15 protein-coding genes and 1 pseudogene are annotated in these 10815 nt (G+C 45.8%); 5 read left to right on the forward strand and 11 right to left on the reverse strand.

From position 1 onward, the window contains the following. The first annotated feature begins 48 nt into the window (after nt 1-48). The 3 genes from DW082_RS13695 to DW082_RS13705 all read left to right on the forward strand — a co-directional run bounded on the left by DW082_RS13695 (nt 49) and on the right by DW082_RS13705 (nt 3154). Nucleotides 49-1632, forward strand: coding sequence for a vitamin K epoxide reductase family protein (locus DW082_RS13695; RefSeq protein WP_118459093.1), 1584 nt, complete (start codon nt 49-51; stop codon nt 1630-1632). 81 nt (nt 1633-1713) lie between these two features. Then, complete coding sequence (locus DW082_RS15575; protein WP_118459095.1) at nt 1714-1923, forward strand: TIGR04149 family rSAM-modified RiPP; 210 nt, start codon at nt 1714-1716, stop codon at nt 1921-1923. Between the two features lie 94 nt (nt 1924-2017). Continuing rightward, nucleotides 2018-3154, forward strand: coding sequence for a 6-bladed beta-propeller (locus DW082_RS13705; RefSeq protein ID WP_182424182.1), 1137 nt, complete (start codon nt 2018-2020; stop codon nt 3152-3154). A gap of 148 nt (nt 3155-3302) precedes the next feature. Here DW082_RS13705 and DW082_RS13710 read toward each other — a convergent pair whose 3' ends face one another. The 4 genes from DW082_RS13710 to DW082_RS13725 all read right to left on the reverse strand — a co-directional run bounded on the left by DW082_RS13710 (nt 3303) and on the right by DW082_RS13725 (nt 5248). Further along, entirely contained in the window at nt 3303-4178 is an 876-nt protein-coding gene (locus DW082_RS13710; RefSeq protein ID WP_118459099.1) for a toprim domain-containing protein, read from the reverse strand. Then, on the reverse strand, nt 4175-4447 hold the full coding sequence (locus tag DW082_RS13715) for a hypothetical protein (protein ID WP_118459101.1): 273 nt from the start codon (nt 4445-4447) through the stop codon (nt 4175-4177). The genes DW082_RS13710 and DW082_RS13715 overlap by 4 nt, the downstream gene beginning before the upstream one ends. Before the next feature lie 86 nt (nt 4448-4533). After that, complete coding sequence (locus DW082_RS13720) at nt 4534-4863, reverse strand: DUF2958 domain-containing protein (RefSeq protein WP_118459118.1); 330 nt, start codon at nt 4861-4863, stop codon at nt 4534-4536. Nucleotides 4864-4948: 85 nt separating this feature from the next. Continuing rightward, on the reverse strand, nt 4949-5248 hold the full coding sequence (locus DW082_RS13725; RefSeq protein ID WP_147387064.1) for a hypothetical protein: 300 nt from the start codon (nt 5246-5248) through the stop codon (nt 4949-4951). A 179-nt stretch (nt 5249-5427) separates the two neighbouring features. On the opposite strand from DW082_RS13725, the gene DW082_RS13730 reads away from it, so the two are divergent. Then, nucleotides 5428-5787, forward strand: a complete 360-nt coding sequence (locus DW082_RS13730; protein WP_118459104.1) for a DNA-binding protein — start codon at nt 5428-5430, stop codon at nt 5785-5787. Then, nucleotides 5774-6082, forward strand: a complete 309-nt coding sequence (locus DW082_RS13735) for a hypothetical protein (RefSeq protein WP_055204414.1) — start codon at nt 5774-5776, stop codon at nt 6080-6082. Before DW082_RS13730 ends, DW082_RS13735 begins: the two co-directional genes overlap by 14 nt. 94 nt (nt 6083-6176) lie before the next feature. Here the strand turns inward: DW082_RS13735 and DW082_RS13740 are convergent, their stop codons facing one another. The 7 genes and pseudogenes from DW082_RS13740 to DW082_RS14745 all read right to left on the reverse strand — a co-directional run. Continuing rightward, nucleotides 6177-8099 carry a hypothetical protein gene (locus tag DW082_RS13740; protein ID WP_182424183.1) on the reverse strand — a complete coding sequence of 641 codons (1923 nt, stop codon included), beginning with the start codon at nt 8097-8099 and terminating at the stop codon, nt 6177-6179. Continuing rightward, nucleotides 8066-8434, reverse strand: a complete 369-nt coding sequence (locus DW082_RS13745) for a ParB N-terminal domain-containing protein (RefSeq protein ID WP_118459114.1) — start codon at nt 8432-8434, stop codon at nt 8066-8068. The genes DW082_RS13740 and DW082_RS13745 overlap by 34 nt, the downstream gene beginning before the upstream one ends. A 173-nt stretch (nt 8435-8607) precedes the next feature. Beyond that, a complete protein-coding gene (locus DW082_RS13750) occupies nt 8608-8943 on the reverse strand; it encodes a helix-turn-helix domain-containing protein (protein WP_118459116.1) in 336 nt (111 codons plus the stop codon). Nucleotides 8944-9169: 226 nt separating this feature from the next. Then, on the reverse strand, nt 9170-9895 hold the full coding sequence (locus DW082_RS13760) for a toxin-antitoxin system YwqK family antitoxin (protein ID WP_004293712.1): 726 nt from the start codon (nt 9893-9895) through the stop codon (nt 9170-9172). Nucleotides 9896-10163: 268 nt separating this feature from the next. Next, a complete protein-coding gene (locus DW082_RS14635) occupies nt 10164-10322 on the reverse strand; it encodes a hypothetical protein (RefSeq protein ID WP_182424184.1) in 159 nt (52 codons plus the stop codon). A 14-nt stretch (nt 10323-10336) separates the two neighbouring features. After that, nucleotides 10337-10558 (reverse strand): hypothetical protein, encoded by a 222-nt coding sequence (locus DW082_RS14740; protein WP_147387066.1) that lies wholly within the window; start codon nt 10556-10558, stop codon nt 10337-10339. A 45-nt stretch (nt 10559-10603) separates the two neighbouring features. After that, nucleotides 10604-10815, reverse strand: a pseudogene (locus tag DW082_RS14745) (SMI1/KNR4 family protein); the annotation flags it as partial.

A 10815-nucleotide genomic window follows, 5' to 3' on the forward strand; every position in this document is an offset into this window, starting at 1 on the left:
TTGAGTAACAGAAGTAAAAGTATAAAAAATGTATAAATATCTATAATTATGCGGTATTCCGATCAGAATATTTTAACAAGTATACTCAGTAGATTAAACGTAAAGTACACTCGTAGATTTGCAGAAAAATTTTACAACGAACATCCCAATAAACTAAACATGCTGGGACTTTCTCAAATGCTATCTTACTACCACATCGAAAACATTGGCATAAAGGTGGCCCCTGACGAAAAAAAGAAAGTTTTATCCGAATTGGATACGCCATATATAACATTCTGTGGAAATTACTTTGCCGTAATAATCAAAAAAACAAATCAAGGAGTTTCTTATTTATGGAACGGGAAAAGAATAGAAACCGACATTGAACAGTTTTCGAACATCTGGTCCGGAGAAATTCTTATTCCTGAAGCCGATACGAATTCTTCGGAGCCCAATTATTCACAAAATAGAAAAAGATCCGCTACTGCAATAGGAATCAATATTTTACTGGCAATATCCTTATCTTTATTGGGATGGATATTAATACCCGATAATACCGCACATCTGTTGACGAATATTTGGTATATAATCATGTTAATCTCTACACTGTCAGGCATCTTTATCTGTTCGCTATTAATAATGAAACAGATGCAAATACATAATACATACGCAGATAAAATATGTACTCTATTAAAAAATGGAGATTGTAATAATATCCTGGAACTCGATGCGGCAAAATGGATGGGAACGATCAGCTGGAGTGAAACAGGAATTGGATACTTTATTGGAAACCTATTAATCCTTGTATATCTGCCATCGTTAATTCCCTTTATGATCGTCATTAATATATTGTCATTGCCTTATACGCTATGGAGTGTTTGGTATCAAAAAACGCAAGCGAAACAATGGTGTGTATTATGCTTAATGGTGCAGGCGATACTATGGATCGCTTTTTTAGCCGGCAGTCTATCGGGCCTGTTGAGTTGGACTGATTTCAATATGGTCAATCTTCTATTCACATTTTGTATTTACAGTTCTTCCATACTCATTGCCCATACTATTGCCAACAACGTTACGAATAAAAAATTATCCGAGCAAACAAAGCAAGAGCTCAATAGTTTAAAAGCATCAGAGGGAGTGTTGCAAGCTTTACTAACGGCCCAACCCCACTATCCTGTTTCAAAAGAGACAAGTAAAATACAATTTGGAAACAAGGAGGCCGATATATTGATTACGATATTTTCCAATCCTCATTGCAATCCGTGTGCTCAGCTACATAAAAAACTTGACAATATATTAAGAAACAAAGAATCCAACTTGTGTATCCAATTTATTTTCACCTCATTCAACACTGATTTAGAATCCAGCAGCAGGGCTTTGATTGATTGTTATTTTAAATATCCTTTAGCAAAAGCACAGGATATTTACAGAGAATGGTTCAATACAGGCCGATTCAATAAAGATGTTTTCTTCCACAAATACAATTTGGCAAATCCCGATGGTGATGATGCCATTGCAGAGTTTAACAAACACACAAAATGGAGGAAGGAGACACAACTGCATGCGACCCCTACTATTTTGGTCAATGGCTACAACCTTCCCGTTAATTATGATATAACGGACATACGATATATTACTAATATCAATATATAAAATTCTCTTGATAATCTGCGGAACGAGAGAAGACGGGCTAGCCAAAACATTTTCCGCAGTTAACCTAAAATTTATTAAATCATGAAAAAACTTGCGAAGTTAAAATTACGGAACGTATCCGTTCTCGATGCCCCCCAAATGCAGGCATTGAAAGGTGGGCGTAAAAGTTGTACATTACGGTGCAACCAAGATTACCAGGGCGGAGGTATTCCTGTGCCCGATTGTGCTAGGGCAACCGCAGAAAAATATTGTGGCGAAAATCTGAATAATACCGTTTGTGTTTGCAGCTAAACATTCGTCCTGATCGTAAGGAATAGAAGGTTCAACTTCTATTCCTTACTCCCTTTCCCCTGACTTTATCCCATACTTTAATATGATCCCGACAATGAAAAAAACGCTGATTTTATTCATAGGCACAAGTATTGTTTTTCATGCTTGTAAGAATAATACGACCGAAACGCAGCAGAATACGCCCTACACCATCGACATGGCGCAACTTTTTGAAGATGCGAAACAAACGCCTGAATTTAAATGGAATTCGCTCGCAGAGCGGGTAGATCTAATTCCGTTGCCCCAAACGGACCGGATTCTGACATGGTTGACCGTACAGGGATTGAACGATGAAGGAAAGGCGCTGTTGGTCAGCATTGCGGATGGAACGATTGCTGTCGTGGATATAAAAACCGGAGAGCTCGTTTCTTCATTCAATCGGGTTGGCCGGGCAGGAAACGAATATCTAATGCCCTTTTCCCAGATATTGAACGCACGTATATATGAAAATGAAATCTACGTCCATGACGAGGCTCTAAAGCGGCTGCAGGTTTATGATTTATCAGGGAAATACCTACGATCGGTCAATATAAAAACGGATGACCGTATCAGTACGTTCGACATAATCGACAAACATACATTCATGCTGACGCAGGTTCCGTTACCGTCATCGGACGAGAACATTATACCGAGTAATTTCATCTTAATGGTCGATGATAACGGTGATACGATCCGTTCATATTTTCCCCTTAAATTCGAACATGCCCCTATCATGATGCAGTCCTGTGATTGTCCGTTCATCTACGACGAAGGAGTGCTGGTGCCAGGAGGACATATCGGCAACGATACGATGTATATGATAACCGCAAAGGAGATACATCCGTTTTTAATTACGGATTTCGGTAAAAGAGGAGAAATTCGTAAACGAGAGTTCGAGGGTGTTGATGACGTTACTTTTGATGACGTATATTGGCCTTTTTATTTTGGCTATTATAAGGACATGCTGTTTTCCCGTTTAATATATCTGGAGAAACGATACACAAGTATCTGGGAAAAAGATCAATTACTCGCATTCAAAGAAGGAGGTTTCGCATGTGATTTACCCGGCGGGGGAAGCGTCGAATTGTACGAAGGAACTATTCTGGGAAATAAACTGATCGCACCGGTCGAAGCCCATAAACTCGTCGGTATCGTCGATGGCGTTACGGAAAACGATAATCCATTCCTCGTTATAGTTACACTCAAAGAATAGGGCTTAACAAAAAACGCTTCGGGTGGCATTGACTTTCATTGTATCGTAAATCCGTTTTCTGTTAACCGCTTTTCAACTCATTCTTCAGACTTGTACTTAAAATATTGTTTTTAAAGGCTACACATCTATTCTTTACATGCCCTAATTTTCAACTGCTATCACGACGCAAACAGTCGTTCAAGTCTTTATAGCCATCGTACAATATCGAATCGTCATGTACCCGCGTTCCGAATGTCGCGCGTAGTTCACCGACAAGCCTTCGGCCTGTCGTATCCCGGTCGAGGCAGCATACGATATGTTCGTATCCCCGCAATCTGTCTTTTGCCCGCGGAAGCAGCGATGCGGAGTTCAGGATCAGAAAGTCTTCATCCGACGAATGCCATGACACATCGCCTTGTTTGCACAGAGTCAGATACGAGAGGTAATCGGTAAATCCTTCGAACAGCCGGCAGCTCCGGTTCGACTTCTGCGGTCTGATCCATGTCGTGTCCTTCGGAGGAATGGCCCCTTTGAAATAGCGGTTGCGTATCTCGTAACCTCCGCTGTCATTGGCAAATCCTACGGCGAAATAGAACTTGCCGCATACGGTGTAGCGTACTTCTTTACAGAGGATCTGCGCTGTCTTCAGATCGATCTTGCGTGATTTCAGGTAATCGAGTAATACGGGATGAGCAAGCGACTTGACTTGAACGTTTTTAAACTCCGGCTCCGTCGGTGAGATGTTCCTCTCCCGTATGGGATCGAACGGAACCGAAGCCGGCGTATTCGCGCCGATCAGCCGCAAAAGACGGGAAACATCGTCCATCTCATATATTTCGGCCGCCAGCGAAATGATGTTCCCGCCCCGGCCTATTCCGAAGTCGTACCATGTATTGAGACGTGTATTGACCTTGAACGAAGCCCGCGTCTCTTTGCGAAGCGGGGAAAAATACCAGAGATCCGTACCCCGCCGTTTTACAGGCTGGAATCCGAGACCGGAAAGATAAACAGCCAGCGGAATCGATTTGGCGGTCCGTATGTTCATCTCGATACGGTTCGCAAAATGTCTTCGCACAGGATACGCCGGGACACGGCCTCACGCAGCAAGGCCGGCTCGATCCTTCCGGTGACGGCCATTTCTAAGAGTTTGCCGCGGATCTCTCCGCTCTTGTCCGAAGAGGTTTTGAAACGATGGTAGGCCCTGCTGCCGTAACCGCAGGGGATGGACGCGAAAGATCGCGTTTCCCTGTCGTTGGCCCGCGCGTAGGCGTCCATACGGCGGCGGAACAGGGCGTTGAATTGTTTGTCCGTCATAATAGTCGATTTTTGAAAATGCGGTGCCATTACTGACCGTAATGTATTTGTCACTCCGATATGAGAGCGCATGCCGGAAATTCCGGTCAGACAGTGATCCCGAAACGTTTCAGGTGTTCGCGGACGGTCCGGGCCGACGAATAGAGGTCGCGCTCTATGGTCATGCCGAAAGGCAGCCGCAGATTCCGCAGTTCGGACAGCAGGACGTAGCCCCATTCCCATTCGTGAATGCAGGCATAGCCGAACAACAGCCAATCCCCGTCTTTTTGTTCCTCGGCCTCGGTAATCAGCCATGTGCCTGCTCCGCAGGGGTTGAAATATTTGACGATTACCTCGACGTCGAATCCCCGCCCGTCCTGCGATCTCAGCGGATGAGACATAAAATCTTTCTCTACTTTTTTTGTTATCAGTTCCATAACGGTCATTGCTGTATTTATCCTCCCGCACAGAGTTTTTAATGGATTAAAAACGATTGATGTAAATCAAAGAATCGTATCCGTTTCAGGCATCGGTCCTGTCCGCGTCTTCGCGAAAACGGACGATCGTCAGCGTACGCGTTCCGAAAAACGTATCGGAACGGAATGCGATCCGCTGGCGCAGCCAGAAAGGGGTCGAGGTGCCGAAGCCCCAACCGAAATAGCCCGACAGCTCGTGATCCGGCGAATTCATATCGGCCCATGCCAGCCGGCGGAACAGCTCTCCGCTGTCCCGGGACTGAAGCATGCTGTTCAGAATTTGCGCATAGGCCCGCAGGGAGCCGGGACCGGTATCGTAAACCGGTCCTTCCATTCGTATAACCATATTGTCGTCGTATTGAATCCCTCTTTCGGGAAGAAAGGGGGAGATGTTCTGATTGTCGAGACAATCGATCTGACAACCAGAAAGAAATGCAAAAAATTATGTTTTAGAACATGTTCGGATACATGATTCGGAGATTCGGATTCAGGATCTTTGTAACGCAATCGATCATCCTACGAATCATGGAAGAGGAATTTTCTAAACAGAGCGAGTTATTGTCTGCGCTGGCCGGAATCAGGGAAAAGCTGGAAGCCGTTCACCTCGATGTGCTGGCCGTAAAGAAACAGCACAATATGATCGAGGGCGATCCTATCCTCGACTTTTACGATACCTGCCGGATGCTTCTTCTGAGCGAGCGTCAGGTGCGACGGCTGCGCGAGGAGAAAAAGTTGATCGGCTTCACTTTCGGCGTCAAGCGCATGTACCGTTATTCGGAAATCAAACGGTATATCGACAAAATAGAGAATCAGGCGCGTCAAGCCGATTTATCCCGGAAACAGACCGATCGTTCATTAAAAAACTCAGAACATGAAAACCGTTGAAACCCTCACGATTCCCCGAACCGTTTTGACGAAGCTCGTCAAACGGAACCGGCAGCTTATCTACATGAACTACTTTCTCGTACACTTGTGCGCGATGCGTAACATCGACCTCGTGTTCATGGCCGACGAAGTATGCCGGATGCTGAAGATTACCCCAGAGCAACTGGAGGCGGCGCGTAAGAAACGGCTGATCCGCTGCGGCGTTTTCGATCGCAGGTTTGTCTACCATGCGGCCGACGTCGTTCTTCTGGCAGAGTTGCTCGGACGGAAAACGTTCCCTTCGAAAGACCGGTGACGCCGTATACCGTATGATCCCATACGGCCGGCAGCATGAAAACATACAGGGAGCGCGTATGCGCTCCCTGTATGCATGAAAGGTTCGCTCCATATCAGGCCGCCCGAATTTCGGATACGGCGTTATCTCCCGCTCTTTGATCGAGTTCCTCCGACGCTGGGTATTCCTCGATACCGGAAACGGTTTCCTCCGGGCTGTCGGCCGGTTTCGGCAGGTAGGGTTCCTTTACGGGAATCGCCGGTTCCGGACGGATATCGTCGCCGGGTATATCTTCTCCTTCCGGCTCCTCCGTCTGCGGAATCTCGCAGGGCGACTCCTGCGGCAGTTCGTTCGGATCGAACGGAACGGCTTCCGGTGCGATGTGTGACTGAAGCGCCCCGAACGCGAGCGTATGCCGGATTTCGAGCTCCGTCTCGTTTACGGGAAGTTCCGTATCCGTGCATCCCAGTGTTTTCAGCCGTTGGAATATGCCCGAAAGCCGACGGTCGTAAACGTCCTTATGCCGTGAACGGATCTCCCGGTAGGCGTCCGGCTGATGAATCTCTACGAAGTCGCCGGACAGCCGGCCGATCAGTTCGGGTACGGAACAGTTTTCCATCAGCTTGCCGCGCATGAACTCCCGCAGAAGCAATACCTGCTGTTCCGGGGTAAGCTCCCTGCATATCCGTACCTGCCGCTCTTCCGACATCGGCCAGTCATGTTCATTCAGTCCGAACTGCGGGCACAGCCTTCGATCGAGTGTTCGGAGCAGCAAAAACCAGAAAATCCGCTGTTCCTCCTCCGTCAAAGCTCCTTCCCTGTAGTCTGTCTTACGCAGAGCTATTTTCAGGTCGGCCGCCATATGGTCGAGAAACAGCCGGTAATTATTGGCGTGTCGCTCTTTCAGGGTATTTATCTTCTCCTCGCGCTCGATCTCCTCCTGCGTCATGGTCCGGTCGATCGTTTCCGTATCGGATTGGGGAGAAAGTATTTCGCCCGTTTCCGGATCGACGCTTTCGCCGGCGAACGATACGATATCGGGAACCGTCGTGAACGTGTTTCCAGAAAATTCCGCCGAATCGTCCGGACGGGTCTGCCGAGCCGAATTACTTTCATTCTGCTCTTCCGTTACCGGAATCGGCTCGTCGTAGTAAAATTCGATGCCGCGGTCTCCGATCACGGCGTAACGTATCAGTTCCCCCGCTTCGACCCGTCTTTGTATGTCGGCGCACTCCTGTTCGTACTCCTCCGATGCGCTGCGGAAAGTATTTATGCTTTCCGTATAATCCGCCTCATCGGTGAAATCCTCCCTGCGCGGTTCCTCCGGCTTTTCGGGATGCGCCTCGTAGTAGCCGGCATAGCCCAGCGCACGGACCGGGTAGGATTCTTCCCGGATTGCTTGCAGGACTTCTCCCTGCGAACAATCCTCGAAATAACCGATCCGTATGCCGGGACATTCCGAAAGCAGTCTCTTCGCTTCGGCGATCAGGTACTCCGTATTCTTGCGTTTCATGCACGCCCGGTTCTGACAGACGTTGCAGTCGCCGCAATCCGCGAAAAGCACCTGGTTGGCCCTGTTGCTCGCACAGGATGCACATTCGGTTTTGTCGAAACGGTAAGAATCCAGTTGCGAAAGATACATGCCGGCCAGACGGCTTCTGAGCTCTTTGGCCCGGAGATGCCGCCAGTGGCAGTCGAGGTTCGTTTGGAGGAACTTGTCATAGACTTCCCGCTGAATATCTTTCTCGTATCGGCACAGCTCCAACGCCTGCGAAATATTGATCTCCTCGCTGTTCAGCAATTCTATTACCTCGGGGATCAGATCCAGTAGGCGGATACGGCTCAGGACGAAATCGCGCGTTCGTCCGAAATGCAGGGCCAGCGTTCCGACGTCGTAACGGCGCGTATCGATCAGGCGTTTGAACGCCTGTCCTTGTTCGAACGGCGTGATGTCTTCCCGTTGCAGATTTTCGGCAATGGCGAAGTCTTCCGCTTCGGCGTCGCTCATCGGGCAGATCTTAGCCGTATGGTCTCCCATCCCGCCAGCCGGGCCGCGCGAAAACGCCTTTCGCCGCATACGAGCGAGTAGCCTTCCTGCCCGTCGCTGCGGGGACGGAGCGTAACGGCATGGATCAGCCCGACCCGGGTCATGTTGTCGGCCAGTTCCCGAAGACTCTGTTCGGAAAAGTTCCGGCGGGGATTGAAATCGTTCGGAACGATCGAATCCAGCGCGATCTGCTGCTCGGGCAGATCGGCGGAGGCTTGAGAGAGCGGAGAGCCCGTATGCTTTTTCGTACGGACCTTGCCGGTTGTCCGGGCTTTCTTGTTCTGTACGGCATTTCTCCGTACAGAAACGGTTGCATTGGCTTTCATAAGCACTGTTTTTGAAAGGTTAATAAAAAATGAAAGCAGGCCATTATACCTGCTTTTTAAATTCGATGAAACATACAATATAACAGACTGATACCCGCTTAGATCGGATGTCTAAATCAAAAAAGGCGGGAACGACAAAATAAAAGAGGCGATAGTACTATCGCCTCTTTTATCTATTTTTTATCCAAGTGAAGATCTTTAAGTTTTTCTAAACCAATATTTATAATTTCCGGTCGTCCCTGTCGTGCCCACATATCCAATTCCGTCAAATCGAAACGTAAAGCCCCGTTCACTTTATGAAAGGGGATTTTCTTTTTGGCCACTAAATTATAGATAGTACCTGATGCTAAACCAACAGCTTGGCCTGCCTCTCTGATTTTCACTAAACCTTTAGGAGGAATGTTTTGTGGAGAAAGCGCAATTACCGAGGCTCCCCTCTCCTTCTCTTCGAGAACTTCTCGTACCCATTTTTTTATATGAAGTTCAAGAAATTTCAATATTTCTTCCATGTCAAATTTATTTTAGATTTTTCTCGGTTTGACTTAACCGATTGAGAAATAAACTTTTAGCGAATTATTTGAGAAATAGAAGTAACGATTTAGCAACTGTGCGAATTTCAGCGTTTTGCGTTGCTATGCTGTCAAATAACTCTTTCATTTGCAAATATAACATCTTTTTCCGAAAGTACGAACTTTCGGTGGCAATTTTATAAAATCAACTTGCGAAAAAAGAAAATCATTCATCCCATTCATGGGTTGTGTCATCGGTGGCGTTGTACTGTTTCCAACGTCCCGATTTCTCGCCGTCGGTGTATTGCCCCTCGATGGTTATATAGGGTTTTCCGTCCCGTGTCGATTCCACACGATAAAAGCCGTCAAGTTTTCCGTTACGGTAGTGTCGTGTAGTCCTGCTGCGAAGCGTGCGCCCATCCTCGAATATTTCCCATTCCTCACCCTCTTTTTTGCCGTCTATATAATGAGATTCAAAAATCTGCTCACCCGTCTTGCTGTCAAAGCGGCGTTCCCGTCCGCTCTCCACACTCTGCCTATACTCCTTTTCGATTTCTATTTTGCCGTTACGAAAATAGGTCTTTACAGTTCCGTCTATCTTGCCTTGCTGCATGGGTGTTTCTTTTCGGGGAGTAACGCCATCTTGGTAATACTCCGTGAATATGCCGTTGCGCTTTCCTTTGGCATATATGCCCGATTCACGCAGTACCCCATCACGATAGCGGAGATAATCACCGTTTATTATGCCGTCGGAAAGTTTAACACGCTCCTCGTCAAGCCCTCGTATAATGCGATATTCTCCCTGCAACGGCTGTTTACTGCCTTTTTCATAATAGACCGTGCGCCGTGCGTTATCCGTTATAGTCTGTAAATCGTCCCATTTTACTATTTGTTGTGCGGAAGCCGTGCCACACAATAGCAAAAAGAGGTATAGTGTTAATATTCTATTCATTGTATTTTTGCTTTTCGAGGTTGATAATGTTCGGCAGATAAACCATTTTCAATGTTTCATCTGTTTGTTAGCAACCTGTTCTATCCTTCTAATCCATTACATTCACATTCAATTTTTCCATTTTCTTTGGTATATAGACTATACCATATAACATGACCTGCATAATAATCAGGGGAACAACTTATATACATGTTTATATCTGTTATCCCTTCCTCAACAGAAAAATAAATAGATTGCACCTTTAAGCTATTATAAAAATCAGTTTGAGTTATAGGTAAAATACTTTTTCCTCATATGCCGTCAAATAACAATCTTTTTCGTTTGTTACTTTAGAATCTTCATCTTTTATCCATTCTTCAGCAAGTCTAATCATTCCTTCCTCTATTGCTGTTTCTGTGCAGATTTCTTTATTATTATTTACCCACACTAAAACAGATTTAATTATAGGGAGAATAGATATATTGTCAAGATTTCTTTATTATTATTTACCCACACTAAAACAGATTTAATTATAGGGAGAATAGATATATTGTCAATTCCTTGTTTATTAGATATTTCGACACGAGTTGATTCATTCCATATTGAAATATGGAAATTATACTCATAAGACAGACTTCCTTGTACAAAATCTTTTTCTGTAAGTTGTTCTATTTCTACTATCATCTTGTTTTCGCTTTATGGGGTGCTAATGTTTGGCAGCGTTCCGCTTTAAGCGGTAGTGCTGTTTGTTAGTGATTCATTTATGTTCTCAATTTCCATATCAAGAAAGGTTATATACCATTCTATAAATGATATTCTTTGCCCATCTTTCAATTTCGGTACAAGTCCACTATAATCAGCTCGTCCATCAAACCAAATATGTCCTTTTTCATTTCCATTCACCACCAATAGAAATGTACATCCATGTCCGAAATGACTTA

It is taken from the genome of Alistipes sp. AF48-12 (assembly GCF_003477565.1).
In the GTDB taxonomy this organism is placed as follows: Bacteria; Bacteroidota; Bacteroidia; order Bacteroidales; family Rikenellaceae; genus Alistipes_A; species Alistipes_A hominis.

Coding starts and splice junctions, on each gene's coding strand:
- DW082_RS13695 (WP_118459093.1), top strand. CDS start 49: ATGCGGTATTCCGATCAGAATATTTTAACAAGTATACTCAGTAGATTA.
- DW082_RS15575 (WP_118459095.1), top strand. CDS start 1,714: ATGAAAAAACTTGCGAAGTTAAAATTACGGAACGTATCCGTTCTCGAT.
- DW082_RS13705 (WP_182424182.1), top strand. CDS start 2,018: ATGAAAAAAACGCTGATTTTATTCATAGGCACAAGTATTGTTTTTCAT.
- DW082_RS13710 (WP_118459099.1), bottom strand. CDS start 4,178: ATGAACATACGGACCGCCAAATCGATTCCGCTGGCTGTTTATCTTTCC.
- DW082_RS13715 (WP_118459101.1), bottom strand. CDS start 4,447: ATGACGGACAAACAATTCAACGCCCTGTTCCGCCGCCGTATGGACGCC.
- DW082_RS13720 (WP_118459118.1), bottom strand. CDS start 4,863: ATGGAACTGATAACAAAAAAAGTAGAGAAAGATTTTATGTCTCATCCG.
- DW082_RS13725 (WP_147387064.1), bottom strand. CDS start 5,248: ATGGTTATACGAATGGAAGGACCGGTTTACGATACCGGTCCCGGCTCC.
- DW082_RS13730 (WP_118459104.1), top strand. CDS start 5,428: ATGGAAGAGGAATTTTCTAAACAGAGCGAGTTATTGTCTGCGCTGGCC.
- DW082_RS13735 (WP_055204414.1), top strand. CDS start 5,774: ATGAAAACCGTTGAAACCCTCACGATTCCCCGAACCGTTTTGACGAAG.
- DW082_RS13740 (WP_182424183.1), bottom strand. CDS start 8,099: ATGGGAGACCATACGGCTAAGATCTGCCCGATGAGCGACGCCGAAGCG.
- DW082_RS13745 (WP_118459114.1), bottom strand. CDS start 8,434: ATGAAAGCCAATGCAACCGTTTCTGTACGGAGAAATGCCGTACAGAAC.
- DW082_RS13750 (WP_118459116.1), bottom strand. CDS start 8,943: ATGGAAGAAATATTGAAATTTCTTGAACTTCATATAAAAAAATGGGTA.
- DW082_RS13760 (WP_004293712.1), bottom strand. CDS start 9,895: ATGAATAGAATATTAACACTATACCTCTTTTTGCTATTGTGTGGCACG.
- DW082_RS14740 (WP_147387066.1), bottom strand. CDS start 10,558: ATGATAGTAGAAATAGAACAACTTACAGAAAAAGATTTTGTACAAGGA.